Source organism: Streptomyces sp. NBC_00572, assembly GCF_026341815.1.
Lineage (GTDB): Bacteria > Actinomycetota > Actinomycetes > Streptomycetales > Streptomycetaceae > Streptomyces.
Genome location: NZ_JAPENX010000001.1, coordinates 1977591 through 2003082, shown reverse-complemented (window position 1 = coordinate 2003082; position 25492 = coordinate 1977591). Strand labels below are relative to the sequence as shown.

Annotated in this window: 22 protein-coding genes and 1 riboswitch; of the genes, 16 read left to right on the top strand and 6 right to left on the bottom strand. The window is 71.7% G+C overall.

The window, feature by feature from the left end:
* Positions 1-102 precede the first annotated feature (102 nt).
* Positions 103-2520 (bottom strand): DUF4157 domain-containing protein, encoded by a 2418-nt coding sequence (locus tag OG514_RS09050; RefSeq protein WP_266900796.1) that lies wholly within the window; start codon positions 2518-2520, stop codon positions 103-105.
* A 454-nt stretch (positions 2521-2974) separates the two neighbouring features.
* On the opposite strand from OG514_RS09050, the gene OG514_RS09045 reads away from it, so the two are divergent.
* Entirely contained in the window at positions 2975-3778 is an 804-nt protein-coding gene (locus tag OG514_RS09045) for a helix-turn-helix domain-containing protein (RefSeq protein ID WP_266892689.1), read from the top strand.
* Between the two features lies 1 nt (position 3779).
* On the opposite strand, the gene OG514_RS09040 is transcribed toward OG514_RS09045, so the two are convergent.
* Both OG514_RS09040 and OG514_RS09035 read right to left on the bottom strand, forming a co-directional pair.
* Positions 3780-6059 (bottom strand): ABC transporter permease, encoded by a 2280-nt coding sequence (locus tag OG514_RS09040; protein ID WP_266892687.1) that lies wholly within the window; start codon positions 6057-6059, stop codon positions 3780-3782.
* A complete protein-coding gene (locus OG514_RS09035) occupies positions 6056-6748 on the bottom strand; it encodes an ABC transporter ATP-binding protein (RefSeq protein ID WP_266892685.1) in 693 nt (230 codons plus the stop codon). The genes OG514_RS09040 and OG514_RS09035 overlap by 4 nt, the downstream gene beginning before the upstream one ends.
* A 414-nt stretch (positions 6749-7162) precedes the next feature.
* On the opposite strand from OG514_RS09035, the gene OG514_RS09030 reads away from it, so the two are divergent.
* Positions 7163-7582, top strand: a complete 420-nt coding sequence (locus tag OG514_RS09030; RefSeq protein ID WP_266892683.1) for a PPOX class F420-dependent oxidoreductase — start codon at positions 7163-7165, stop codon at positions 7580-7582.
* Positions 7583-7655: 73 nt separating this feature from the next.
* Here the strand turns inward: OG514_RS09030 and OG514_RS09025 are convergent, their stop codons facing one another.
* Entirely contained in the window at positions 7656-8198 is a 543-nt protein-coding gene (locus OG514_RS09025) for a MepB family protein (RefSeq protein WP_266892681.1), read from the bottom strand.
* A 194-nt stretch (positions 8199-8392) separates the two neighbouring features.
* On the opposite strand from OG514_RS09025, the gene OG514_RS09020 reads away from it, so the two are divergent.
* From OG514_RS09020 to OG514_RS09005, 4 genes are all read left to right on the top strand, one after another.
* The gene (locus OG514_RS09020; protein ID WP_266892679.1) at positions 8393-9424 is read left to right on the top strand and encodes an AraC family transcriptional regulator; all 1032 of its coding nucleotides are present in this window, start codon (positions 8393-8395) and stop codon (positions 9422-9424) included.
* 131 nt (positions 9425-9555) lie between these two features.
* The gene (locus OG514_RS09015; RefSeq protein WP_266892677.1) at positions 9556-10290 is read left to right on the top strand and encodes a DUF2625 domain-containing protein; all 735 of its coding nucleotides are present in this window, start codon (positions 9556-9558) and stop codon (positions 10288-10290) included.
* Complete coding sequence (locus OG514_RS09010) at positions 10287-10841, top strand: GNAT family N-acetyltransferase (RefSeq protein ID WP_266892675.1); 555 nt, start codon at positions 10287-10289, stop codon at positions 10839-10841. Before OG514_RS09015 ends, OG514_RS09010 begins: the two co-directional genes overlap by 4 nt.
* A gap of 53 nt (positions 10842-10894) precedes the next feature.
* On the top strand, positions 10895-11389 hold the full coding sequence (locus OG514_RS09005; protein WP_266892673.1) for a hypothetical protein: 495 nt from the start codon (positions 10895-10897) through the stop codon (positions 11387-11389).
* On the opposite strand, the gene OG514_RS09000 is transcribed toward OG514_RS09005, so the two are convergent.
* Positions 11379-13796, bottom strand: coding sequence for a YfhO family protein (locus tag OG514_RS09000; RefSeq protein WP_266892671.1), 2418 nt, complete (start codon positions 13794-13796; stop codon positions 11379-11381). The two genes, OG514_RS09005 and OG514_RS09000, sit on opposite strands and share 11 nt — an antisense overlap.
* A 126-nt stretch (positions 13797-13922) precedes the next feature.
* On the opposite strand from OG514_RS09000, the gene OG514_RS08995 reads away from it, so the two are divergent.
* The 3 genes from OG514_RS08995 to OG514_RS08985 all read left to right on the top strand — a co-directional run bounded on the left by OG514_RS08995 (position 13923) and on the right by OG514_RS08985 (position 16652).
* A complete protein-coding gene (locus tag OG514_RS08995) occupies positions 13923-14942 on the top strand; it encodes a glycosyltransferase family 2 protein (protein WP_266892669.1) in 1020 nt (339 codons plus the stop codon).
* Positions 14943-15022: 80 nt separating this feature from the next.
* Positions 15023-15667, top strand: a complete 645-nt coding sequence (locus OG514_RS08990) for a SurA N-terminal domain-containing protein (RefSeq protein ID WP_266892667.1) — start codon at positions 15023-15025, stop codon at positions 15665-15667.
* Between the two features lie 19 nt (positions 15668-15686).
* Positions 15687-16652: a nucleoside triphosphate pyrophosphohydrolase gene (locus OG514_RS08985; RefSeq protein WP_266892665.1), complete on the top strand. Its 966-nt coding sequence runs from the start codon at positions 15687-15689 to the stop codon at positions 16650-16652.
* Positions 16653-16737: 85 nt separating this feature from the next.
* On the opposite strand, the gene OG514_RS08980 is transcribed toward OG514_RS08985, so the two are convergent.
* On the bottom strand, positions 16738-17937 hold the full coding sequence (locus tag OG514_RS08980) for a globin domain-containing protein (RefSeq protein ID WP_266892663.1): 1200 nt from the start codon (positions 17935-17937) through the stop codon (positions 16738-16740).
* A 95-nt stretch (positions 17938-18032) separates the two neighbouring features.
* Between OG514_RS08980 and OG514_RS08975 the strand changes: the two genes are divergently transcribed.
* The 7 genes from OG514_RS08975 to OG514_RS08945 all read left to right on the top strand — a co-directional run bounded on the left by OG514_RS08975 (position 18033) and on the right by OG514_RS08945 (position 25463).
* A complete protein-coding gene (locus tag OG514_RS08975) occupies positions 18033-19388 on the top strand; it encodes a cytochrome P450 (RefSeq protein ID WP_266892661.1) in 1356 nt (451 codons plus the stop codon).
* A 150-nt stretch (positions 19389-19538) separates the two neighbouring features.
* The gene (locus OG514_RS08970) at positions 19539-20639 is read left to right on the top strand and encodes a transglycosylase family protein (RefSeq protein ID WP_266892659.1); all 1101 of its coding nucleotides are present in this window, start codon (positions 19539-19541) and stop codon (positions 20637-20639) included.
* A gap of 258 nt (positions 20640-20897) precedes the next feature.
* Positions 20898-21072: riboswitch (cyclic di-AMP (ydaO/yuaA leader) on the top strand.
* Positions 21073-21075: 3 nt separating this feature from the next.
* Positions 21076-21798, top strand: a complete 723-nt coding sequence (locus tag OG514_RS08965; protein ID WP_266892657.1) for a transglycosylase family protein — start codon at positions 21076-21078, stop codon at positions 21796-21798.
* A gap of 334 nt (positions 21799-22132) precedes the next feature.
* A complete protein-coding gene (eno, locus tag OG514_RS08960; protein ID WP_266892655.1) occupies positions 22133-23419 on the top strand; it encodes a phosphopyruvate hydratase in 1287 nt (428 codons plus the stop codon).
* Positions 23420-23509: 90 nt separating this feature from the next.
* Positions 23510-23980, top strand: a complete 471-nt coding sequence (locus tag OG514_RS08955; RefSeq protein ID WP_266892653.1) for a septum formation initiator family protein — start codon at positions 23510-23512, stop codon at positions 23978-23980.
* A 32-nt stretch (positions 23981-24012) separates the two neighbouring features.
* Positions 24013-24552: a DUF501 domain-containing protein gene (locus tag OG514_RS08950; protein ID WP_266892652.1), complete on the top strand. Its 540-nt coding sequence runs from the start codon at positions 24013-24015 to the stop codon at positions 24550-24552.
* Positions 24549-25463, top strand: a complete 915-nt coding sequence (locus tag OG514_RS08945; protein ID WP_266892651.1) for a Ppx/GppA phosphatase family protein — start codon at positions 24549-24551, stop codon at positions 25461-25463. The genes OG514_RS08950 and OG514_RS08945 overlap by 4 nt, the downstream gene beginning before the upstream one ends.
* The last annotated feature ends 29 nt before the right edge of the window (positions 25464-25492 follow it).

Sequence of the window (25492 nt, the reverse complement as noted above, 5' to 3'; positions counted from 1 at the left end):
CAGACGTGCGTCACCCCCCGAGGTTGCGATCCCGGTCCGGAATTCTTCCGCGGGGTCGCCGCCGGGTCTTGGCGCGGGGCGACCCGGCGGTCGGTGGCCTGGTCAGAAGCGGTTGGGGAACAGCCTCCTCTCCGCGTCGGTGAAGGGAAGCCCGCGGTTCTGGCCCTGGCGGGGCACCAGGAGCTGCGCGAGTGCCGCGTTGCGCAGGTCGTTCTCGGACCCGTAGTCGACGTTCCGGTAGGCCTCCCGGCTGGTTGCCACCCAGCGGTCGATGACGGCAGTGGCTTCTCGGCCGTCGAGCAGTTCGTTGAACCGGCGGGCGACCTCGTCCGCGAGGTCGCCCGTGGATTCGCGGTGTCTCTGCGATCGCCGGCCGGTGGCGCCTGCGCCCTGTTCCATCGCATCGGACACCTGGCGCACCAGCCGTGTGCGCACGGCGCCGGTGTCGAAGAATCCGACGGCTCGTTCTCTGGCGTCTTCCTGGGTGTAGTTCTCCTGCCTGGAATCGTATCGGCGCAATGTCGCGTGGAGCGCGGCCTCCCCGTGCCCCAGAGCGGCTCCCAGCTCATCTGCGGCGCCACCGCCCGTGGCCATGCGGCTGGAATTCTCCAGGGTGAGGCAGCCACGGACCAGATTGCTGAGCACGGTTGCCCAGACATGGTCCGGAACTCTGGATGCAAGTGCGTTGCGACACGATGCGAGTTTGCTCGTCAGTTGGGCCCCGAGCCTCACCCAGTCCGAATTTTCACCCTTTGGAGCGCCGGACCGATCGCAGTATTGAAGTGTTCTTTCCGCCCATGCCAGTACGTCGCCGACAGACTTTCCGTTGAGGGAATTGACAGCCGCTTCATGGGTGAGTTTCCAGGCGATCGTGTGTGATCTCTGTGTCGTTCCGCCGTACTGGGTCGGAGGTCGCTCCCTCTGGCTCATGAGTGCCTCGTCGACGTACTGCAGTCCGTCGCTGTAGGTCTCGACCGACAGCATGACGGTGAAGCCCGAGTCCAGCCTGCCGAAGTGCACGGGTTCGATCAGACCCTGGACGTTCGCATCCGTGTATGCGGGCTGCTGTTGCTGGGGCAGGGCGTACGGCTGCCGACCTGCCGACCCCGCGACGCCGGGGAAGGCCACCCCGATGTTTTCCCAGAGCTCGGCCCGGGTGCGCGCCGTCAGCTGCTGATTCCTCGGCATTTCGTGGAGGGAGTTCACATAACTCTCCAACGTCTGCGCGGGCTCCCTCTGATGAGCCGGCAGGTTCTCCTGTCCGCGAAGGTAGGCCATGGTGCTGCCCTCGCCGTGTCCCCCGGAATTTCCCTTCTGTGTGGCGAGAGGGCTGAGCTGATAAGCCTCCACGTACAGCCTGATGAGCCTGGAAAGGCCGGTCCTCCACTCGGACAGGAGGGCCGGGTTGCTCATCATCTGGCGAATGAGGTCCTGAGTTTCTGTTATCTTCTCCGCAAAGTCTGCCGGAGCCCGAGGCAGGACTGATTGCGTGTAGAGACCTCTTTCTGTGGATTGCCGGGAAAGCTTCTGGATCCCGCTTTGGATGTAATTGATCAAAGAGCGTGCGGGGCGGTGGGAGAAGGCCTTCAGCGTCTCTCTGACAAGCGTCCATGCGACGATGTGGTCTTCCTGGGTGCCGAACTGGGTCGGCGGCCTTTCGTTGTCGCTCAGCTGTATCTGGCCCACCAGGACGTCGGCCATGCCGACCCTTTGCGAGTGTTCCCCGTGAACCGGGACGTCGGCCAGGAAACCGCTCGTCGGGCCGGGGCCGGTGAGGTTGAACGAGCGCTCACGCGTGAGCCGGGGCAGCCGCGCCGGTTCCCAGTCCATCCGCTGCACGGCGACCGGCCCGGTCGGAGTCTCCGACGTGCTGCGGCGGGGGTCGGCGGTGTCGTCGCGCAGGGGCGCGGCGCTCCGCATCACCCGGGTGGCGTTGGCCTCGGCCGCCCGCTCGAAGCGGTCCGAGGGGTCGCTGACGGCGAGGCCGGAGCCGTTGTCGGTACCGGCGACGGGGCCTTGGCGCTGCTGGATGACGTGGGTGAGTTCGTGGGCGAGGGTGTGCTTGTCGCCTCCGCCGTCGCCGATGACGATGTGGTTGCCGCTGGTGTACGCGCGGGCGCCGACCTCGGTGGCCGAGGTGCGGGCGGCACTGTCGTCGTGGAGGCGGACGTCGGAGAAGTCGGCGCCGAGCCGGGCCTCCATGTCCTCACGGACCGGGGTGTCCAGAGGGCGCCCGGCGCCCTTCAGGACGTCGTGGACGGCGGAGCGCTGCACGGAGGGCGGGCGGGGCTGTTCCGCCGTCTGCGGATGGCCGCAGCCCGCGCCGTGCCGATGTTGTTCCGCTTCCGGTGCGGGTGGCTCGGCGTAGGCGTGGCCGGCGCGCTGCAGAAGCCGTACGACCGCGGCGTTGCCCGCGGTTCGCTGGAGCGCGGCGAGTCCTGCCCCGCTCGGCGGCGCCGACTTCCTGGGTGCTGAGGACTGTCTTTCGGTGGTGTGCTCGGGGCCATGATCGTGCTGCATCGCCTTGATGTCTTTCGCCGACGGTGTGGACAGCCCCACGAGACCCGCTCGACGCCCCGGCCGACAGGTCCGCCGGGGCAGACATCGGGGCAGACATCGGGGCAGACATCGGGGCAGACATCGGTCACCGACGACCGGATCGTTCGGGGCCACGACGTGGTCCGTCCCGACGTCCTTTTAAGTACCGAGGGAAAGTACCCACCCCTCCCCACCTGCTGTGAGTGGTCCACCTGAGGGGGCGTCACCCACACGAGGGAATCTGCCAACTGGAGTGGATTTCGGGGCGGTTGCCTGGCATATGCTCGCGGCGAACTGGACTGAACTGAAAATAGATCGGCCCCCGACCGGACTGGAATCCTGGGCGAGGGCCTGACCAACAGGAAGCGATACCTTCCCGATGGATACTCAGCACCCTAGCGCGCCCTCTTCCCGTACGGGCGTTGTCCACGCCAACGTGCCGCAGACCACGCGCTACACGATCGTCGGCAACCACCTCGCGCAGCACGGGCGCCTCTCGCTGACCGCGATCGGGCTCGCGCTCCACATCCAGTCGCTGCCCGTCGGAACGCCCGTCGGCATCAAGGCGCTGGCCGGGCGTTTCCCCGAGGGGGAGATCCGCGTCGCCGCCGCCCTGCGCGAACTGGAGGCGCACGGCTACCTGTCCCGGACGCGCGAGCGCCAGGCCAACGGCGAGATCAAGACCCGGACGGTGTCGTACAACCAGCCGATCGGGGTGACGGTCGCTGCGGAGGCTGACGAGCCGGGGCAGGTGGAGCCGGGCTCGGAGTCGGACCCCGAGCCGGACCCGGAGCCCGACCCCGACGCCGCCCCCGGGCCCGTCGTCGCCGAGTCGCCCGACGTCCGTAAGGCCCCCGGTGGCCGCCTCCCCGAGGGCCCCGCCGCCGAGTTCCTGCTCGACCTGCGGCGTCACGACGCCCGCATGCTGCTCTCCGTACGGGACATCCAGCACCTGGCGCCCGGGGTCGACGCCTGGTTCGCCCGGGGCGCGAGCCTGGAGGCCGTACGCCGGACCCTGCTCGGGTCCCTGCCCGAGACGCTCAGACACCCGGCGGGCCTGCTGTCCCACCGGCTGACGAGCCTCCTGCCGCCGCCGCTGCCCACGCCGTCCCGGGCCACCGGGCCGTACCCGATCCAGTTCTGCGTCACGTGCGACGAGACGGCCTTCCGCGCCCCGGAACCCGGCCAGTGCCCGTACTGCGAGGCGGACGCGGCGGAGCTTCGCCGTACGGCCGCGTGAGTCAGTCCCCGCTCGGGCGCCACTTCCGTGCCTGCCGGACGGCGACCCGCGAGGCCCAGGTCCACAGGAGCACGCTGACCACCAGGACGACGCCGGTCGCCGAAAGGATCAGCCCTCCGGTGATGTACGACTCGCCGCTGGCGGAGACCGGCGCCGCGAGTGCGGTCGCCACGGCGGTGCCCGCGGATCCGGCGAGGGCCAGCGGGGCGAGGACCGACCATGCCGCGCTGGTACGGAACACCCGTAGCCCGCCGGTGAGTACGGACAGGGGCGCGAGGGCGCGGCCCTGCCGCAGGAACTCCGCCATCGCGCTGAGGCCCGCCGTCGTGGCGAGTACGGCGATGCCGATCATCCCGAACAGGGCGCTCCAGCGGCCCTGGTCACGGTTGGGGACGCCCGCGGTGAGTTGATCCTCGTCCGGCGCCCTGACGGCCGCGCCGCGTGGGAACACCTCGTGCGACAGGCGCTTGAGGGCGGGTACGGAGAGCGACTGTCCGTCCGGGCGCACGAGGACGAGGGTCGCACCGGGGACGTCTGGAGCAGCGCGTTCCGCCAGCGTCCGGGTGTCGGTGCGGCGGACGACGACCTCCGGATCCGGTTGGGGGGTCCGGCGGACCAGCTCCCGCAGTCGCGGGTCCGCCGGGAGCGCGTCGAGACGTGTCTCGCGTGCCGGACAGGGCAGCCCCAGTGCGGTCAGGGCGGCACAGTCGCCGTCGAGGGTCATGCGCGTGTCCCGGCCGTCGCGCCGAAGGGTCATCAGAACGGCCTCGGCCCCCTCGGCGCGGGTGAGGAACGCGGTCATGGCGGAGGCGGACACCTCGCCGCGGGCGCCCACGGTGACCATGCTGCGGCCGATGCGGTCGAGGGTCTGCCGTGCCTCGGTGGCCTGTGCCCCGAACAGCCCCTGCCAGGCGATGGCCTGCATGAGCAGGATGAGCGCGATCGAGACACCGCTGACGAGCCGGGCCGTCCCGCCGGGATGGGTGCTGGTGCGCCGGCCCGCGATGAGCGTTCCGGGCAGGTCGTGCTTCCGTCCCTGCCGGGCGAGCAGGTTCCCGGCCTTGGCGGTGACGGTCGCGATGGCCGCGGGAAGGGTCAGGATCGTGCCGGCGATGCCCGCCCAGCTGGCGAGCGTGCGCGTCGGGGTGTCCGGCGGGAAGAACTCGGGGCCCCACACCGCCAGGGCGATCATGAGGGGGCACAGCACGGCGAGGCGGGGCAGCCAGGTGCTGCGGGACGCGCCGAGCGGCCGCGTTCCGGACGCGCCCCGGCGGGGTGCCAGGTCGGCGAGCACCACCGCCGTCAGGACGACCAGGAGCGCCGCGAGCGGGGCGAGTGCGGCCGCCCAGCCGTACGGACGCAGATGGGTGGAGGAGAGGACGTAGTCGGTGTAGGGGATACGGACGTCGTACAGGACGGCCGCGGCGACGGCCACAGCCCCGACGCCCGTGCCGAGCAGGGCCGGAGGCCCGGCCTCGCCGCTCGCGATCAGCGCCCGGTCCCGCCGTCGTCCGCCGAGCGCGGCGACGAGCGCGGTCCTGCGGTCACGGGCATGAGCACCGGTGCGCGCCGCCACGACCAGCAGGGCGACGGCCGGCAGGACGAGCATGCCGAGGACGGCGGCCTGGAACATCCACTCGGGTTTCTCGTCCAGCCGGCCCGTGCCCGGCTCCAGACCGCTCGTCACCCGCCCGGCCGCCGGGCCGAACCCGGTGACGACCGAATGGGGCCGCTCGGCGTCCAGGCCGTCGCGGGGCCGCACGTACGCGAGCCACTCGGACGGCTCGTCCAGTCCCCGCTCGCCGATCGTGCCGGCCAGTGGGCCGTAGCGGTGGTCGATGTCCTCACCGGCGCCCGCCTTCCGGAGGGCGGGGGACAGCACCGCCTCGCCCGGTGCCGGCCAGTGGTCGAGCCCGGGCGGCAGGGGCGCGTCCCCCTTCAGCGGGGACAAGTACACGACGCTGAAACGGCGTTCGCCGTCGAGCGAGTCGGACCCCACCAGCCAGGCCGTGGCGTCGGACGTTTCCTTCAGGGCCTCGTCGGAGGCGACGGGAGTCCTGGCCGTCCGGCGCTCCTCCTTGCCCGTGTACACGGCGTGGACGGCGACGAGGCTCCCCAGGCCGAGAGCGAGGGTCAGCGTCGCGAGGAGCAGGGCGGTGAAGCGTACGCCGCCGGCCTCGGCGCGCCGGCCCGCCACCCGCCCGATGGCGAGGAGCCGACTCGCGAGCGCCAGGCCGTCCCCGGCGCGTGTCACCGGGTTCGCGCGTGTCGCGGCGGTCATGCGGACGCGCCGGAGGCCGTCGGCCGCAGGACGCCCGCTTCGAGGCGCAGTATGCGGTCGGCCCGTGCGGCGACAACCGGGTCGTGGGTGACCACGAGCAACCCGCACGCGTAGCGCCGGGGCAGGTCGAAGAGCAGCTCGGCCGTGCGGTCGCGCGTCTCCGTGTCCAGCGCGCCGGTCGGTTCGTCGGCGAGCAGCAGAGCGGGTTCGTTGATCAGGGCACGGGCCACCGCGGTCCGCTGGCGCTCGCCGCCGGACAGCTCGTCGCTCGTCGTCGCCGACGGCACACCGAGCTCGTCGAGGAGTCGCCGGGCCCTGTCCCGCGCCCCGAGACGGTCGGTACGGGCCAGCAGGGCCGCGAGCATCACGTTGTCCAAGGGGCTCAACTCGGGGAGCAGTTCACCGAACTGGAAGACCATGCCGATCGTCTGGGCGCGCAGTCGGGCCAGGCCGGCGGGTCGCAGCCCGACGACGTCGGTGCCCGCCACCTTCACCGATCCCGCGGCCGGTGTGATCAGGCCCAGTACGCAGGACAGCAACGTGCTTTTCCCCGATCCGCTGGGGCCGGTCACAGCGACGGATTCACCGCTCCGCAAGGTCATCGAAAGTTCGGCGAACAGAGTCCGCGCGCCGAGAGAGTGTGCCAGTCCTTCGATCTCCAGGACGGGTCGCATGGTTTCGGTGCCCATTTGCTGTCCTCACTCTGCTGCCCGGGCGGCCGCCGGGACCGCAGGGTCCGGGCTGCCGCGTGGGGCACAGGACGGAATCGGCCTTTACCCTCCGCCGTATTGCTCGATCCAAGACGATGACGGATGCAAAGCGTCGTTCGATCTTATGTTTTCAAGCGTCGGATTTTCTGGGGGTATTCTCGGCCAATTGGCTTGAGGGGTGATGTCGAAACTCGTCGAACTGGCCGAGAACGCCTCACGGGTGGTTCCGGAGGAAAGGGGCATGGCCGCGGCGGTGACATCGAGCCAGGGGGCGGGGCGGTCCGCCGCCCCCGGAGCGTGGTCCGGCGGTCCGACGGTCCGATCGCCGTCGGCCTCAGGCGGTGGGCAGGTATTCCGGTGCACCTCCCCGAGGTCCCGAATAGCCTCCCTGACATGACTATCGAGATGAACGACACCGTGCGTGGCCTGCTCGACGCCCCGCACATGGCCGTCCTGGCCACCCTCAACCCCGACGGCGCCCCGCAGAGTTCGGTGGTCTGGGTCAGCCGGGACGGCGGCGAGCTGCTGATCTCCACGACGCAGAGCCGGCGCAAGGCGCTGAACATGCTCCGGGATCCGCGCGTCGGCCTGACCGTCTTCGACCCCGCCGACCCCGACCTGTACGTCGAGATACGCGGTACGGCCACCCTCACCGAGGACACCGGCCGGGCGGTGGCCGTCCGCATCGCCGAGGAGTACCTCGGTCCGGGCGGCGGCAAGGAGTACGAGGAGGCTCCGCCGGAACACGTCCGCGTGGTCGCCCGCATCACGCCGACCAAGATCCTCGGCAGCGCCACCAGGGTGCCCTGCTGAGGCGCCGCGCCGCGCTCCCGGACGGCCGGGTCTTCCTCGGGAGGGCCCGGGGGGCCCGGGGGGCCCGGGGTGGTCACCGGCCGTAGAGCTCGCGGGCGCGGGCCCGGTCGACGGGCGTTCCGTCCTCGGGTACGTACAGGAAGTGGTCCAGCTGCCAGGCCTGCGTACGGGCGGCCTGGCGGTTGGTCGTGGTCACCCACGGCGGGTAGACGCGGAATCCCCGCTTCCCGCCCGAGCCGTTCTCCGAGACCACGCCGTGCCGGCGGAGCGCCTCCAGGGGGAAGACGAACTGCCCGAAGTGGTCAGGGTTGTTCCGGCAGCTGATGACGACCAGGTCGATGCCGTCCGCCGTGTCGAAAGGCGCGATCGGCCCGGCGGAGGAACGCTTCCACACGGTGACGAACTGGCCGACCTTCGTCGGGGTCGTCCTCGCCACCCGGAACCGGACGGAACGGCCGTCGACGGTGAAGGCGTGGGCCGCGTAGTCGGCGGACTCGGGTTCCGGCACCGGCCGCGAGCAGGTGAACCCGCAGGGGTCGTGGACGAGCGCCTGCGCCGCGCGGAGATCTTCGTGGAGTGGGGTCGGGTCGGGGGAGTGCGCGCGGTCGGTCGTCATCCGGCCACCCTGTCACGCCCCGACTCTCGGCGAGCGGATCACCGAAGCGCCCGAGGGGCGGCGCGCCACGCCGGTTGTGAAACCCTGCGGCGATTGCGTTCGCGCCACTGCATTCTGGCCAACGTCATCTTGGGAGTCTTGATCGTCTTGACCGTCGTGGTCGAGTCGAGTCGGGGGATCGGAGGAATCGGTCGATGTGGTCGGTGGTGTCGTCGGGGGAGCTGCCCGGCGGGGAGCGGTTCGAGTGGTTCGCGGACATGATCTCGCGGGAGGTGATGCCCACCAGGCTCACCATGCTCGGCGGCGAGCGGCCCGCCGGCTTCACGGCCGAGGCGGCCCTCCTCGACCTGGGGGAGCTCCAGGTGTCCAAGGTCGCCTACTCGCCGTTGCGTTCGCAGCGCACGCCCGCGCTGATCAGGCGGGGCGACCCCGAGCAGTACCAGCTGGGGCTCGTGACCAAGGGCGCCATGACCCTCGTCCAGAACGGGAACAGCTGCGAGGCCGAGGCCGGGGACCTCGTCTTCTGGGACACCTCACGCCCCTCCGACGCACGGTACGTCTCCGACGGCGACCCCGGACAGCTGGTGATCCTCCAACTCCCGCGAGATGTCCTGCCGTTGCGTGCCGACCGGCTCGACCGGCTGCTCGCCGGCCGGATGTCGGGCGGCAGCGGACTGGGGGCGATCCTCGCCGACTTCCTGCGCTCGCTCGTCGTGCACGGCGGCGCGTGCACGCCGGACGAACTGAGCCGGATCGGGGCCACCGCGATCGATCTCGCGGCGGCCTGCCTGGCACAGAACACCGACGCCGGGAAGCAGCTCCCCGCCGAGGTGCGGGCGCGGGCGCTGCTCCGCCGGATCCACGTGTTCATCGAGTACAACCTCGGTGATCCGGACCTGACCCCGGTCGCCGTGGCGGCCCACCACAACCTCTCGGTCCGCACCCTCCACCAGCTCTTCAGGGGCGACGGTGAGACCGTCCAGGCCCGCATCCGGCGGCGGCGGCTCGAACGGTGCCGGGCCGATCTCGAACGGCCCGAGCTGCTCACGTTTCCCGTGCACGCGATCGCGGCCCGGTGGGGGTTCAGCGGCCCGGCGGTGTTCAGCAGGTCGTTCCGGGAGGCGTACGGGGTGAGCCCGACCGAGTTCCGCGCGTGGACGCTGGGGAGCCGGTCGGGGCCTGCACCGAGCGTCAAAGAATCGTGCGCCGAGCGCACAGCCTGCTGATCATGGTCTTCCTAGGCTCGGAGCCGTTCGTTCGAGTGCACACACGAAGGCGGGGGACGTCTCATGGGGAAGCGAAACGGTCAGGGAGTCTGGGACATGGACGGCAGCGGCGGGCGTGCGAGCATGCTCCCGTGCGTGAACTGAGTGAGTTGATCGACGTCGAGGACCCCGCGTGGCCGGCCCTCGACGAGAAGCTGCGGACGGCGTCCGTGCCCGTCGAGGTGCTGGACGCCGACGGGGTGCGGGGCGCGGACACGCTGCTGCGGACGCAGGTGACCGTGCGGTCGTTCCTGGGGGCGTTCGTCCTGCACAGCGGCGGGGCGTTCGTCGACGACGGCTGGCTGCGGGTGTACGGCAGCCCCGCCGTCGACAACGACCGGCGGATGCCGTCGCTCGCGCGGGTCAACGACTACCCCGCCGACGCGCGGGCCGACCCGGAGTGGCGGCCCGGGGCCGGGCTCGTCGTGGCGCACGACGTCCTCGGCGGGGTGTTCGTCATCCAGGGCGGGACCGCGGACGAGGTCGGGCTGCCGGGGCAGCCCGGCGAGATGGTGTACTTCGCGCCGGACTCGCTGAGCTGGGAGGCGCTGGGCGCCGGGTTCGCGGCCTGGCTGTCGTGGATGCTGTCCGGCGGCACCGAGGAGTTCTACGAGGGGCTGCGCTGGCCCGGCTGGCAGGACGAGGTCCGCTCGCTGGACGGCGACCGGGGGCTCACCCTCTACCCGCCGCTGTGGTCGCAGGAGGCGCACCGCGACCTGGCCGCGACCAGCCGGCGCGTCGTGACGACGGCGGAACTCCTGGAGTTCGAGCGGGAGGCGAGCGTGGGGCTCGGAGAGACGGACCCCGGGTTCCTGGGGAACGTATGAGCACGGACGGAGGGACCGTACGGACCCGCCGCCTCGACCTCGTACCGCTCGGGGTCGCGCACGCCGAGGAGATGGCGGGGGTCCTCGCCGACCCGGCCCTGCACACCTTCATCGGCGGCGCCCCGCTGACCGCGCCCGATCTACGAGCGCGATACGAGCGGTTGGCGGCCGGCTCGCCGGACCCGGCGACGCTCTGGCTCAACTGGGTCGTCCGGCTCCGCGCCGAGAACCGGCTGACCGGAACCGTGCAGGCGACGCTCACGGAGGACGGCCGGGTCGCGGAGGTCGCCTGGGTGACCGGCACGGAGTGGCAGGGCCGGGGCATCGCCAGGGAAGCGGCCGAGGCCCTGATCGCCCTCCTGGCGGAGCGCGGCGCCCACACGATCGTGGCCCACGTCCACCCGGACCACACGGCCTCGGCGACCGTCGCCCGAGCGGCCGGCCTCACGCCCACGGACCGGGTGGAGGACGGCGAGATCCGCTGGGAGCGGAAGGTCCCTGACCTCAAGTCTTCCTCAGGGAAGCCGCATTGTGGTCCGGCGTCCGGGTGAGGTGACCTAGCGTCGTGGTTCGGGGGACGTACCGATCACGGGGAGATCAGTTGATGACCAGGCTGCGCGAGTATCTGTTGACGGGGGCCGCGCTCGGGCTCCTCGGGATCGGGGGCGTGGGGTGCACCGGCCAAGGGGCCGCCCCGGCGGCCACCTCGTCCACCTCACCCGCCACTTCCGCCACATCCGCACCGGCGAGTCGCAGCACGGCGGCAACAGCGCAGGAGAAGCGCGTCAAGGCTGCCCTGGACACCGTCTCCCCGGACGATCCCGAGTTCGTGGCGTCCGGGACCGAGCGGGTGGAGGACGGGTTGCACCTCCGTACCGTGTTGAAGAAGGGGGCCGCCTATCAGCTGGCTCTCGTCTGTGCCGGTGAGGGGGCCGTCGTGCCCGCCGTCGCGGGTGAGGAGATCCCGGCCGTGCCGTGCGACGGCGTCCCCGTGACGCACCGGATCGCCAGCGCGCCCGCCGAGCTCTCGCTCACCGTCCAGGAACGGCCCGGCGCCGCCGGCGCCGTGGGCTGGCGCATCGTCACCGTCACGGGCTGAGCGGGGCCGGGTCCTCGGCCCCCGGGCGGGTCCGGGCGGCCGGGGCCCGCGTCCTCCGGCGGGACCGGGCGCCGAGCCACAGGTGCGCGGCGAGCAGTAGCGCGCCCGCCGCCCCCGCCGCGAGGCCCGCGCGGAGGCCCGGAGGGCGGAACTCGCAGGTGACGCTTGTCGTCCCCGGTCCGGCCTCGATCGCGAGCAGGCCGCCGTACGAATCGGCCGGCCTGCCCTCGCAGCGCCAGCCCGCGATCCTCGGGGCCGCCACCACCACGGTGCCCGTCGTGCCGGGTGGCAGCGTGGCCGTCAGGCCGTCGGACGTGACCTCGACCGACGTCGCCGCACGGGCGCGGAGCGCCGTCAGGGCCGTCCGCAGGCGGTCGTGGTCCAGGCAGCCGATCTCGGCGCTACCGCCGCCCGGGACCAGCGCCACCGCCCCCGCCCTCTCCTGCACGCCCAGCGACGTCAGCGCCGCCCGTCGCTTCGGCCGGCCGCCCAGCAGGCGGGTCTCGTACGTGCCCAGGCGTGCCGTGCCCGTCGCGTCGGGCGCCCAGAGGAAGACCTCCGTGCCGACCGGGCACGCGCCGCCGGCCCCCGGAGCCTCGTACACCCGGGTGCCGAGGAGGAGTTCCTGGTTGCGGAAGGGGGACCCGCTGTAGGCCGGGGGCGGGCCCGGCGGTCGTACCGTCACCAGCGGCAGCGGCTTTGAGCGGATCACCCGACCCTCCCGCCACCTCGCCCCCACCCCGAACAGCGCGTCCGTCACCGGGTTGTCCAGGCTCAGCAGGTTCCGGCCCCGGGAGGTCCAGCCGCCGCCCAGTGCCGTCAGCGTCTCCGTCAGGACCGCCGGGGTGTGGCTGCTGTAGTACGCGGCGCCCTGTCCGCCCAGGAGCAGCGGATCGTTGCCCGCCACCCGGGGCAGACCCGCGTCCGTGCGGTACGCCGGCCAGCCGTCGGCCTTCGCGAGCGCCGCCGCCCGACGTTCCTGCTCGGCGCCCCACGGCGGGTAGTCGTCGAGCCGGACCAGGCGTTCCCGGTCCGCGTACGCCGTCGTCGCCGACGCCTGGCCGAGGAGGGTGCCCATCACCAGGAGCGCCGCGAGCACCCCGTACCGGCCGCGCCCCGGCAGCAGCAGCGCGCCCGCCACCGCCGCCAGGCCCGCCGCCGTGAGCAGCACCGCCCAGGAGGTCAGGAAGGGGCTCGGGAGCGCCCCGGCCGTCAGGGCCACGACGACCGCCGTCCCGCCGAGCAGCGCCCGGCGGTCGGGGAGGCCGTGGGCGAAGCCCGTCCACGCGGCGAGGACGAGGACGCCCGAGAGGACGAAGGTCTGCCGGTACGGGCTGCCGTTCGGGGTGGCGAAGGCGTGCCACAGGAGGTGCGTCGGGCCCCACTGCATCGAGGCCAGGACCACCCCGCACAGGCCCGCCCACAGCGCCCGCTCCCGGCCGGGGACGTCCCGGCGGAACAGCAGCGCGCCCACGAGCAGCAGCACCGCCGTGGAGACGAAGGCCGCCGGGGTCGCGAAGCTGTACGTCACCGGGAGCAGCCGGGCGAGCACGTCGGTGGCGGGCGCCGGGTCGAACTCCCTGACCAGGCCCGGGTGGGCGTGGCGCGAGCCGAGGAAGACGGGGATCAGGACGGGGGCCGCGAGGGCGATCCCGATCCCGGTCGTCAGGCCCGCCCGCAGCACCGCCCGCAGTGCCGCCCGGACCGCCGTATGCGTCCCGAAGGAGTCCGTCGGCGCCGTACGCGTCCCGGAGGAGTCCGTCACCGCCAGCCTGACGAGGAGGACGAGGGCCGCGCCGAGCGTCGCCATGTACGCCGTGTAGAAGTTCGCGACCCAGCAGACCGCGACCACCAGCGGGCCGAGCAGGGGCCGTCTGCCCTCCCGTGCCCACTCGCCCACCAGACAGAGCAGCGGGAACGCGATCAGGCCGTCCAGCCACATCGGGTTGTACGTGCCCTCCGCGAGCGACCAGCCGCAGAGCGCGTACGAGGCGCCCAGGACCGACGCCCACCACCAGGTGCCGGGGCCGAGGCGGCGCAGCAGGTACGTCATGGCCGCCGCCGCGACCGCCGTCTTCAGGACGGTGATCGCGTACACCGCGTACTCGATGTCCCCGCGCGGGAAGAGCGCGACCAGCGGGGCGAAGGGACTCGACAGATAGGTGCCGTAGTCGGGGAGGAAACCGGTGCCCAAGCCCGCCTGCCAGTCGAGCAGGAGACCGCCGTCCGCCCGGCCGCGCAGCAGGTCCCACAGGTGCGCGTGGAACGGCACGAACTGGTTGGCGAGGTCGTTGACGGCCCGGTGGCGCGGCCCGAAGGGGAAGACCCGGGCGACGGAGTCCCCGCCGCAGACGGCGAGCACGGTGAGGAGCGCGGCGAGGAGGCACGGGCGTTTCTTGTTCGACATGACGGTTCGAATATGCCAGCGTCCGACCGGGAAGAGCGTGGCCCCGCCACCCAGTTCATTCAATGGTCGCCTGAAGGCCATCCACGCGGACCGGCCGGGACACCGGGCTCCGTTGTCGTGGTCCGCGTGCTGCTCTCGATCGTCGTCCCGTGCTTCAACGAGGAAGACGTCCTCGCCCGTTTCCACGACCATGTGACCGATGAACTCGCCAAGCTGGACGGCGAGTTCGAGATCGTCTACGTGGACGACGGAAGCCGGGACGGGACGCTCCCGCTCCTCCAGAAGCTCGCCGCGCGCGACCCCCACCACGTCCGGTACGTCTCCTTCAGCCGTAACTTCGGCAAGGAGGCGGCGATGCTGGCCGGGCTCCGCGACGCCGCGGGCGACGCCGTCGTGATCATGGACGCCGACCTCCAGCACCCGCCCGAGCTGGTGCACCGCATGGTCGCGCTGCACTCCGAGGGGTACGACCAGGTCGTCGCCCGCCGCACCCGCGAGGGCGACCGCGTCACCCGCACCCTGACCGCCCGCGTCTACTACTGGGCGATCAACCGGCTCGTCGACGTCGAGCTCGTCGACGGCGTCGGGGACTTCCGGCTGCTGTCCCGCCGTACCGTCGACGCGGTCCTCGGCCTCGGCGAGTACAACCGCTTCTCCAAGGGCCTCTTCTCCTGGGTCGGCTTCCGGACGACGACGTTCTCGTACGAGAACGCCGTCCGCGAGCAGGGCCGCTCCAAGTGGACCTTCGGCAAGCTCCTCAACTACGGCCTCGACGGCCTCCTCTCCTTCAACAACAAGCCGCTCCGCGCCGCCGTCCACCTCGGCTTCCTGCTGGTCCTCGTCGCCCTCGGCTACGCCGCCTGGATCGTCGGCGACGCGCTGGTCAACGGCGTCGACACCCCCGGTTACGTCACCCTCCTCGTCGCCGTCACCGCCCTCGCCGGCGTGCAGATGGTGATGGTCGGACTGATAGGCGAGTACGTCGGCCGCATCTACTACGAGGTCAAGCGACGGCCCCACTACCTGGTGCAGGAGACACACGAGGGACCGCACGGCGGGACACCGGAGGGGGCCGAGACCGGACAGGTACGGGCCGACACCCGGCGTGCGGGTGAGTCGTTGTGGGAAACAGTCGCACCGAAGTAGTGGCTCCGGCCCGGGCGACTCCCTAACATCGATCACCGCAAGGTCGTTCAACTGACGCACGACCAGCCCGGGAGGCTCCTTTGCACCGCCGCACTGCGCTCACCGTCTCCGCCGCGCTTCTCGCCGCGGCCCCGCTGCTCACCGCCTGCGGCAGTGACGCCCACCCAGGAGCGGCGGCCGTCGTCGGCGGCGAACGGATCGACGTCTCCAGCCTGCAGGCACAGGTGAAGGACGTGCGCACCGCCCAGGAGCGCTCCCCGCAGGCCGTCCAGCTCGTCCAGGCCACCGGCGACCTGCCCCGCCGCAAGCTCAACGGCATGATCTTCGACCGGGTCGTCGACAAGGTCGCCGCGGACAACGGCGTCACCGTCACCCGCGCCGAGCTCCAGCAGACCAGGACCGCCTTCGTCCGCGAGAGCGGCGGCGAGGACCAGCTCGCCACCGTCCTCCTCCAGGAGCAGGGCGTGGCGCCCGGCGAGATCGACGACGTCGTCCGCCGCAACGTCCTCATGAACAAGATCGCCGCCAAGCTGGGCGTCACGGACACCCCCGAGGGCCAGAAGAAGCTGACGGAGGTCTTCTCCGCCGCCTCCAAGGACCTCGCCATCGACGTGAACCCGCGCTACGGCGCCTGGGACGACGCCCAGGTCCGGCTCACCGGCAGCACCGCGCCCTGGCTGCGGCAGATCAGCCAGGACCCCGGCGCCGTCCCGGCCGGTGCGTGAGGCGGAGTAAGTTCAAGGGGTGACTTCTGAGAGCCCCGGCCGCATCGTTCTGCTCACCGCCAGCCACCGCGTGGCGCCCGGACTGCTGTCCTGGCCCGCCTGGCAGGCGCTGGGCGCCGCGGACCGGGTGCTCTGCCCCGACGAGCACCACCCCCAGCTGCCGTACCTGCGGGAGGCCGGGGTCGCCGTCGAGCACCTCCGGCCCACCGCGGAGGAACTCGTCGAGGCGTGCGCCGGCGGCCGTACGGTCCTGCTGCTGCCCTCCGGCGAGGGCGACCGGGCGCTGACCGACGGCCTCGCCCGGCTGGCCGGCTCGGGCCGTCTCACGATGCCCGATCTGGAGCTGCTGCCCGGCTCCTACGACCTGCCCGGCGCCCGGCTCCTCGACGTCGTGCAGATCATGGACCGCATCCGCCGCGCATGCCCGTGGTCCTCCCTGCAGACCCACAAGGGACTCACCAAGTACGGCATCGAGGAGGCGTACGAACTCGTCGAGGCCATCGAGGACGGCGACCGGGACGAGCTGCGCGAGGAACTCGGGGACGTCCTCCTCCAGGTGATCTTCCACGCCCGGATCGCCGAGGACGACCCGGAGGAGCCCTTCTCCGTGGACGACGTCGCCGGGACCCTCGTCGAGAAGCTGATCCACCGGCACCCGCACGTCTTCGGGGACGAGAAGGCGGAGACGCCGGAGGACGTACGGGCCACCTGGCTGCGCACCAAGGCGATCGAGAAGCAGCGGGAGTCCGTCACCGACGGCGTGCCGCTCGGACAGCCGGGGCTCGCGCTCGGCGCGAAGCTCGGCGGCCGGGTGCGGACGGCGGGACTCGACGTGCCCGTCCCGGCCGAGAAGGGCATCGGGTACGAACTGCTCGCCCTCGCGGTACGGGCGGAGGCGGAGGGCGTGGACCCGGAGGAGGCCCTGCGCGCGGCGGCCCGGACGTACCGGGACGCGATCCGCGCGGCGGAGGGCGTGAAGGCGTAGGAGCTCGTGGCCGGCCCCGGGCGGCTCTCGCCGAAGCTCGCGCGGCGGGCGGTCGTCGGGGGCGAACCCCGGCGGCCCCGGTGGGTCAGCGCTCGCGCGGTGCGCGGGCGCCCGGGTTGTGCCAGAGCGGTGCGGGCGGGCCCAGAAGGCGCTCGGCCGCGGTGTTCGGGCGGACGGTGAAGCGGCCCACGGGCTGCAGGGTGTCGTGGTGGATCCGGTCCGGATCGGTGCCCAGCTCCATCAGCGCCTCGGCGACCTCGGTCAGGAAGCCGGGCGGGCCGGCGAGGTAGACGTCGTGCGAGGCCCAGTGGACGCAGGCCCGCAGCGCCTGGAGGAGCCGCTCGGTCGCCTGGTCCTTGCGGTGGCCGGGGGCCGAGGTGATGTAGGTGACGCTGAGCCCGGCGAGACGTTCCTTGAGGCGCTCCGCGTCCTCCCGCCCGTACAGATATCCCTTGGCGCGCGCCACGACGAACAGCCGGCCCTTCAGCTCCGGCTCGGTCTCCGCCGCCTCCGCGAGCAGGGCCCGCACCGGGGCCCAGCCCGTACCCGCGCATATATAGGTACGGAGTCCGCCCGGCTCCGTCCGTGCGGTCAGGCCGCCGCCGGGCGCGCTGAGCCGCAGGGTCTCGCCCGGGTTCGTCTCGTCGACGAGGGCCGTGCTCATCGCGCCGCCCGGGATCCGGCTCACATGCAGCTCGACCGTGCCGTCGGGGCGGGGCGCGTCCGCTAGGGAGTAGGTGCGCCAGACGCGCGGGACGCGCAGCGAGCTGACGCTGACGTACTGCCCGGGGAGGAAGGGGAGGGGCTGCCGGGGCCGCAGGGTGAGGACGGCCAGGTCCTCGCCGTACCGCTCGTGCCGGACGACGTCCGCGTCCCACCAGGCGGGCTCCCCGGCCCCGGCGGCCTCATCGGCGCCCGCCAGCATCAGGTCGGCGACATGTCCGTACGCCTCGGTCCAGGCCTTCTCGGCCTCCAGGGTCCAGGCGGCCCCGGCGGCGTGCGCGAAGGCGGCGAGCAGGCTCGCCCCTACGGCGGCGTAGAGCGCGGGGGAGGCGAGGAACTTGCGGTGGTCGCGGCCCAGCTGCCCCAGGTACTCCGCGAGCCCCGGGTCCTCCAGGCGGGTCACCACATGGGTGAGCGCGGCGAAGAGCCGGTCCCGCTGGGGCTGCATGTCCTCGGGGAACAGCTCGCGCATGGCGGGGTTGTTCCAGAAAAGATGCGAGTAGAAGAAGGTGACGGCGTGTTCGGCCCGTCTCTCGACGACCGCGAACGTGCTTCTGAGCATCTGAGGATCCACCGACAAGAATCTAGGGCACGTCACCGTTCTTGATCACATGATCTGACAGACCGCACGTTCCGGACCCCCTGTACGGTCGGGGGGTGAGCACCACCCCCGGCACCGGCCCCTCTTCCTGCCCTGTCTCCGGCCCCGCTTCCGGCCCCGTCTCCGGACCCGCACCGACACCGGCGCCCGAGCCCGCGCCCGAGCTCTTCACCTGGGAGTTCGCGAGCGATCCGTACCCCGCGTACGCCTGGCTCCGCGAGCACGCGCCCGTGCACCGGACGACGCTCCCCAGCGGGGTCGAGGCCTGGCTCGTGACCCGGTACGGGGACGCCCGGCAGGCCCTGGCCGACCAGCGGCTCTCCAAGAACCCGGCGCACCACGACGAGTCCCCGCACGCCAAGGGGAAGACGGGCATCCCGGGCGAGCGCAAGGCCGAGCTGATGACGCATCTGCTCAACATCGACCCGCCGGACCACACCCGGCTGCGGCGGCTCGTCTCGAAGGCCTTCACCCCGCGCCGGGTCGCCGAGTTCACCCCGCGCGTGCAGGAGCTGACCGACCGGCTCATCGACTCCTTCGCGGAGAAGGGGAGCGCGGACCTCATCCACGAGTTCGCCTTCCCGCTGCCCATCTACGCCATCTGCGACCTGCTCGGGGTGCCCGAGGAGGACCAGGACGACTTCCGCGACTGGGCCGGGATGATGATCCGGCACGGCGGCGGCCCGCGCGGCGGGGTCGCGCGCTCGGTGAAGAAGATGCGCGGCTACCTTGCCGAGCTGATCCACCGCAAGCGCGAGGAACCCGGTGACGACCTCATCTCGGGGCTCATCAAGGCCTCGGACCACGGCGAGCACCTCACCGAGAACGAGGCGGCCGCCATGGCCTTCATCCTTCTCTTCGCCGGCTTCGAGACCACCGTCAACCTCATCGGCAACGGGATGTACCAGCTCCTGCGCCACCCCGAGCAGCGCGAGCTGCTCCAGGCCTCGATCGCGGCGGGCGAGACCGGGCTCCTGGAGACCGGGGTCGAGGAACTGCTGCGGTACGACGGGCCGGTGGAGATGGCCACCTGGCGGTACGCGACCGAGCCGCTGACCATCGGCGGGCAGGACATCCCGGCGGGGGACCCCGTCCTCGTGGTGCTCGCGGCCGCCGACCGGGACCCGGAGCGGTTCGACGGGCCGGACACGCTCGACCTCGCACGGCGCGACAACCAGCACCTCGGGTACGGGCACGGCATCCACTATTGCCTCGGCGCGCCGCTCGCGCGCCTCGAAGGACAGACCGCGCTGGCCACCCTCCTCACCCGGTTGCCGGACCTGCGACTTGCCGCCGATCCGGCCGAACTGCGGTGGCGCGGGGGGCTCATCATGCGTGGTTTGCGCACGCTTCCGGTGGAGTTCTCCCCTTCCGTACGACCCTCACAAGGTGACGATCCATCAGAACTGTGATCTTCACGTGATCGGGGGTGCATCGACTTGTGATGAGCGTTCGAATACGGCTACCTTCCCCGTCAGCTCGGTTCGTCAACTTGGTTGAGTAACTCGGCCAGGTCCGACAACTCGGGCCGTCATCACAGCCGTCACGCGAAAGGCGCCCCTATGCGTTCCGGGAACGGACGACACCGTCGCCCCCGTCAGGCCCCCGCCATCGTCGTCGCCGCGGGCGTGACCGGATCCGCCATGGCGCTGCCGCTGCTCGCCACCGGGTCCGCCTCCGCCGCCGACGCCGCCACCTGGGACCGGGTCGCCGAGTGCGAGTCCGGCGGCCAGTGGAGCGCCAACTTCGGCAACGGCATGTACGGCGGGCTCCAGTTCACCCAGGACAGCTGGGAGCGGAACGGCGGCCTGACGTACGCGCCCAGCGCCGACCTGGCGAGCCGCGCCCAGCAGATCGCGGTGGCCGAGAAGGCCCTTGCCAAGGGCTCCACCGAGTGGGCCACCTGCGCACCGATCGCCGGCCTGACGAACGACGGCACGGCCACCGGCGTGGATCCCGGCCCCACGAGCATCCCGAAGGCCCCCACGGGCCCGGTCGTCGAGTCGAACCGGACCTCGGGGCTCCCGGAGGCCTCCAAGGACACCGCCGCCTCCCACGGGGCCGCGAAGAAGGCCACGGGGACGGTCTCGCCGACCGCTCCCGTGTCGCCCACCGCGCCCGTCTCGCCGACCGCTCCCGTCACGTCGACGACCCCGGGGGGTCCGTCCGCTCCTACCGACGCGACCGCGCCGACCACCCCGGGCATGCCCGATGCGTCTGTTACGCCGGGTGCGCCCGGTACGCCTGGGGCGCCCGGTGCACCCACCACGCCCGGAGTGCCGAAGGGCGACCTGTCGTCGGCCACTCCCGGAACCGGGAAGCATCGGGGCGACGCCGCCCCGGAGGAAAGCGGCAAGCCGGACACTTCGGCTGAATCGGGTCGACATGCTTCATCCGGCGACGAACTGGCTGAAAAGCCCGCGAAGGCCCCGGCGGCTGACGCCTCGAAGAAATCGGACGCAACGGACAGTCAGGGCAAGCCGGGCGCCTATCTCGTGCAGCCGGGCGACAACCTGTCCGACATTGCACAGGAGAACGAACTCCCCGGAGGCTGGACCGCCCTCTATGACGCCAACCGGCAGACCGTGGGCATCGATCCGGACCTCATCCTTCCTGGTCAGAGCCTCGACCTGACGAACGGTTCGAGCGCGACGGCGGAGTGATTCGCGGGCGTATGTCCGGTTCTGGGCAAGTGAGACATGGGTCTCTTCGTCCCAACTGGCGTGTTCCGCCCGCAAACTTTGCTTCCGTCACCTCTCACCTGCACAAACACCCCCCACCGGAAGGCAAGTAGGGGCGGTATTTCCGCAATACGCCTCTTTGAACTTCCGGTGGGTCTGTGTCTACGGTCGTCACCGCTCGCCACCGCGGGCCCCGTCGACCGAAACGCCGAATCCTGCCGTCGGCCGATGGGAACAGTCGTCGCGTAAGCGCCGAAGGCAGGAGTGGGGGACCCAAGGTAAGTGCCGGTCCCGGCCGTTGAGACAGACGGCCGACGATCGGCTTGGGGTGAAGCCGCGTGCTAGGACACGCGGCCGGGCAACTCTTCCGGCCCGAACCCGACAGCTCACCTCACAGGCGTCGGTGAGGAGAATCTCCATGCTGTTTTCCGGTAAGGGCAAACACCGCCGTCCCTCCAAGGCCACCCAGGTCGCCACGCTCGTCGGCGTCACCGGTGTCGCCGTCGCCGCCCCGCTGATGACCGCGGGCACCGCCTCGGCCGCCACGGTCTCCGAGTGGGACACCGTCGCCGCGTGCGAGTCCGGCGGCAACTGGTCCATCAACACGGGCAACGGCTACTACGGCGGCCTGCAGTTCTCCGCCTCCACCTGGGCCGCGTACGGCGGCACCGCCTACGCCTCGACCGCCAACCAGGCGTCGAAGTCCCAGCAGATCGCCATCGGCGAGAAGGTCCTCGCGGGCCAGGGCAAGGGCGCCTGGCCGTCCTGTGGCGTGGGCCTCTCCGGCGCCTCGCCGGCCGGCGCCGTCGAGAGCGCGCCGCAGCAGAGCACCCAGCAGCCGCAGCAGGAGCGGAAGGCCGAGCAGCCGACCACCCGCAGCGAGCAGCGCAAGGCCCCCAAGCCGGCCACGCAGCAGCAGGCCGCGCCGAAGGCCGCCGCCAAGAAGACGGTCACCACCCCGACCGGCAAGAAGGTCAAGAAGGGTGACGGCGAGTACAAGGTCGTCGCCGGCGACACCCTCAGCAAGATCGCCCAGGCGCACGGCGTCAAGGGCGGCTGGGCCAAGCTCTTCGAGCTGAACAAGGACGTCGTCGAGAACGCCGACCTCATCTACCCGGGCCAGCAGCTTCACCTGAAGTGAGCCCGGCGGCTCGCGTGAGTCCGGCGGCTCACGCGGCCCCTCCGACCCTCCCGCGGTGACCACCCCGGCCCGACGCGCCCATCCCCCGTGCGCGTCGGGCCGGGGTTCCCCCTTTTTCGGGGAGGACTTCCGGGAGGACCTGACGGTGACAACGGTTACCGCCCAGTAGATCTGAGGCCCTTCATCCCGAGATGCATGCCCTTGGGTCCTTTTTCGTCCCAGGGGGCGGGCGTCCGGCTGGCCGGAGCCTCCGAGCCGGTTAGGCTCTTGTCGCAAGGCCGAGCGACCCTGCACCGGCCATGCGTCACATCCAGCGTCACATCCCAAAAAGGAGATGCTCGTGCCGTCCATCGACGTCGTCGTAGCCCGGGAAATCCTGGACTCCCGAGGCAACCCCACGGTCGAGGTCGAGGTCGGCCTCGACGACGGCAGCACCGGTCGTGCTGCTGTTCCGTCCGGCGCCTCCACCGGTGCGTTCGAGGCCATCGAGCTTCGCGACGGTGACCCCAACCGTTACCTGGGCAAGGGTGTCGAGAAGGCCGTCCTCGCCGTCATCGAGCAGATCGGCCCGGAGCTCGTCGGCTACGACGCCACCGAGCAGCGCCTGATCGACCAGGCCATGTTCGACCTGGACGCCACGGAGAACAAGGGCTCGCTCGGCGCCAACGCCATCCTCGGCGTCTCCCTCGCCGTCGCGCACGCCGCCTCCGAGGCCTCGGACCTCCCGCTCTTCCGCTACCTCGGCGGCCCGAACGCGCACCTGCTGCCCGTTCCGATGATGAACATCCTCAACGGTGGGTCGCACGCCGACTCCAACGTCGACATCCAGGAGTTCATGATCGCCCCGATCGGCGCGGAGTCCTTCTCCGAGGCGCTGCGCTGGGGTGCCGAGATCTACCACACGCTCAAGGGCGTGCTGAAGCGCAAGGGCCTCTCCACCGGCCTCGGCGACGAGGGCGGCTTCGCCCCGAACCTTGAGTCGAACCGCGCCGCCCTGGACCTCATCGTCGAGGCCATCAAGGAGGCCGGCTACACCCCGGGCACCGACGTGGCGCTCGCGCTCGACGTCGCCGCGTCCGAGTTCTACAAGGACGGCAAGTACGAGTTCGAGGGCAAGTCCCGCTCGGCCGCCGAGATGACCGAGTACTACGAGGAGCTCGTCTCCGCGTACCCGATGGTCTCCATCGAGGACCCGCTGTACGAGGACGACTGGGCCGGCTGGAAGGTCCTCACCGACAAGCTGGGCTCCAAGGTCCAGATCGTCGGCGACGACCTCTTCGTCACCAACCCGGAGCGTCTGGCCCGCGGCATCGAGGAGGGCACCGCGAACGCCCTCCTGGTCAAGGTCAACCAGATCGGCTCGCTGACCGAGACGCTGGACGCCGTCGAGCTGGCCCAGCGCAACGGCTTCAAGTGCATGATGTCCCACCGCTCCGGCGAGACCGAGGACGTCACCATCGCCGACCTCGCGGTCGCCGTGAACTGCGGTCAGATCAAGACCGGCGCCCCGGCCCGCTCGGACCGCGTCGCCAAGTACAACCAGCTGCTGCGCATCGAGGAGATCCTCGACGACGCCGCGGTCTACGCCGGCCGCAGCGCCTTCCCGCGCTTCAAGGGCTGACAGCGTCGCACCCGGTAGTTCCGTCCGTCCCCGCACTCGGTCCCGTACCGTGTGCGGGGACGTCCGCGTGAACAGGGGAGGCGACACGACATGGCCGCGAAGGACCGGGACCGGTTCTCCACCGCGACCCGGATCAGACTGCTCGGCGAGCAGACCGCCGCCCGTGTCTACCGCTCCCAGACCCGCCGTCAGGCCCGCCGCTCGCGGCTCACCGGCCGCGCGGCCTTCCTCGCCCTGATCGTCTGCTCCCTCGTCGTGGCGCTCGCCTATCCGATGCGGAGCTACGTCTCCCAGCAGGGCGAGATCGCCGAGCAGGAGCGCAGGGCCGCCGAGGCCGCCCGGCGGGTCGAGGAACTCAGGGACGAGAAGGCCCGCCTCCAGGACCCGGCCTACGTCCGCCGCCTCGCCCGCGAGCACCTCCACTACGTGATGCCCGGCGAGACCGGCTTCACCGTGAACGACCCCGACGCGGAGCAACGGCCCCGCGGCGACCAGGGCGCGGCGGACCGCCCCTGGTACGACAACCTCTGGGACGGCGTCGACCACGCCGACCGCCCCTGACCCCTCCTCCGCAACAGACGAGCAAGGCAGACATGGAAACGCCCCCTCCGCAGACCGAATCCACCGAGCCCACCGAGAAGGACATCGCCGCCTTCGAGCTGCAGCTCGGCCGGCCGCCCCGCGGCCTGCGCGCCATCGCGCACCGCTGCCCCTGCGGCAACCCGGACGTCGTCGAGACCGCGCCCCGGCTGCCCGACGGCACGCCGTTCCCGACCACGTACTACCTGACCTGCCCCCGGGCGGCCTCGGCCATCGGGACCCTGGAGGCCAACGGGGTCATGAAGGAGATGCAGGCCCGGCTCGCCACCGACCCGGAGCTCGCCGCCGCCTACCGGGCCGCGCACGAGGACTACCTCGCGCGCCGTGACGCCATCGAGGTCCTGGAGGGCTTCCCGAGCGCCGGCGGCATGCCGGACCGCGTCAAGTGCCTGCACGTCCTCGTCGGCCACTCGCTGGTCGCGGGACCGGGCGTGAACCCGTTCGGCGACGAGGCGCTCGCGATGCTGCCGGAGTGGTGGGCGAAGGGCCCCTGCGTCACCCCGTGCACCGACGAAGGGAAGTCCGCCGAATGACCCGGGTCGCCGGAATCGACTGCGGTACGAACTCCATCCGCCTGCTCGTCGCCGACGTCCACCCCGAGACCGGTGAACTGGTCGAGCTCGACCGGCGGATGACGATCGTCCGGCTCGGGCAGGGCGTCGACAAGACGGGCCGGCTCGCCCCCGAGGCACTGGAGCGGACCTTCGCCGCCTGCCGCGCGTACGCCGAGGTCATCGAGGAGCTGGGCGCCGAGAAGCTCCGCTTCGTCGCCACCTCCGCCTCCCGGGACGCCGAGAACCGCGCGGACTTCGTGAACGGGGTCGTGGAGATCCTGGGCGTCGAGCCCGAGGTGATCACCGGCGACCAGGAGGCCGAGTTCTCCTTCACCGGCGCCACCGGCGAGCTGCACGGCACCGAGACGTACCTCGTCGTGGACATCGGCGGCGGCTCCACCGAGTTCGTCACCGGCAACAAGCACGTCGAGGCCGCCCGCTCCGTCGACATCGGCTGCGTCCGGCTCACCGAGCGGCACGTCCGGCACGACCCGCCGACCGCCGAGGAGGCCGACGCGATCCGCGCCGACGTCCGGGCCGCGCTCGACCTGGCCGCCGAGACCGTGCCGATCGGCACCGCCGAGACCCTCGTCGGGCTCGCCGGCTCCGTCACCACGGTCGCCGCGATCGCCCTCGGGCTCCCGGAGTACGACTCCGAGAAGATCCACCACGCCCGGATCTCCGCCGCCCAGGTCGCCGAGGTGACCGAGCGGCTGCTCGCCTCCACCCACGCCGAGCGCGCCGCGATCCCCGTCATCCACCCCGGCCGGGTCGACGTGATCATCGCCGGTGCGCTCGTCCTGAAGGAGATCGTCGAGCGCGTCGGAGCCCACGAGGTCGTCGTGAGTGAGCACGACATCCTCGATGGGATCGCCCTATCCGTGGCATAGCGGGCATCTATCGACACCCCCGGCGACAC

What these genes read in the sequence shown, in the direction of transcription:
- OG514_RS09035 (WP_266892685.1), bottom strand. Translation starts at nt 6,748, where the DNA reads ATGGGCACCGAAACCATGCGACCCGTCCTGGAGATCGAAGGACTGGCA.
- OG514_RS09030 (WP_266892683.1), top strand. Translation starts at nt 7,163, where the DNA reads ATGACTATCGAGATGAACGACACCGTGCGTGGCCTGCTCGACGCCCCG.
- OG514_RS09040 (WP_266892687.1), bottom strand. Translation starts at nt 6,059, where the DNA reads ATGACCGCCGCGACACGCGCGAACCCGGTGACACGCGCCGGGGACGGC.
- OG514_RS08970 (WP_266892659.1), top strand. Translation starts at nt 19,539, where the DNA reads ATGCGTTCCGGGAACGGACGACACCGTCGCCCCCGTCAGGCCCCCGCC.
- OG514_RS08950 (WP_266892652.1), top strand. Translation starts at nt 24,013, where the DNA reads ATGGAAACGCCCCCTCCGCAGACCGAATCCACCGAGCCCACCGAGAAG.
- OG514_RS09020 (WP_266892679.1), top strand. Translation starts at nt 8,393, where the DNA reads ATGTGGTCGGTGGTGTCGTCGGGGGAGCTGCCCGGCGGGGAGCGGTTC.
- OG514_RS08965 (WP_266892657.1), top strand. Translation starts at nt 21,076, where the DNA reads ATGCTGTTTTCCGGTAAGGGCAAACACCGCCGTCCCTCCAAGGCCACC.
- OG514_RS09005 (WP_266892673.1), top strand. Translation starts at nt 10,895, where the DNA reads ATGACCAGGCTGCGCGAGTATCTGTTGACGGGGGCCGCGCTCGGGCTC.
- OG514_RS09000 (WP_266892671.1), bottom strand. Translation starts at nt 13,796, where the DNA reads ATGTCGAACAAGAAACGCCCGTGCCTCCTCGCCGCGCTCCTCACCGTG.
- OG514_RS08945 (WP_266892651.1), top strand. Translation starts at nt 24,549, where the DNA reads ATGACCCGGGTCGCCGGAATCGACTGCGGTACGAACTCCATCCGCCTG.
- OG514_RS09010 (WP_266892675.1), top strand. Translation starts at nt 10,287, where the DNA reads ATGAGCACGGACGGAGGGACCGTACGGACCCGCCGCCTCGACCTCGTA.
- eno (WP_266892655.1), top strand. Translation starts at nt 22,133, where the DNA reads ATGCTCGTGCCGTCCATCGACGTCGTCGTAGCCCGGGAAATCCTGGAC.
- OG514_RS08980 (WP_266892663.1), bottom strand. Translation starts at nt 17,937, where the DNA reads ATGCTCAGAAGCACGTTCGCGGTCGTCGAGAGACGGGCCGAACACGCC.
- OG514_RS09050 (WP_266900796.1), bottom strand. Translation starts at nt 2,520, where the DNA reads ATGCAGCACGATCATGGCCCCGAGCACACCACCGAAAGACAGTCCTCA.
- OG514_RS09025 (WP_266892681.1), bottom strand. Translation starts at nt 8,198, where the DNA reads ATGACGACCGACCGCGCGCACTCCCCCGACCCGACCCCACTCCACGAA.
- OG514_RS08955 (WP_266892653.1), top strand. Translation starts at nt 23,510, where the DNA reads ATGGCCGCGAAGGACCGGGACCGGTTCTCCACCGCGACCCGGATCAGA.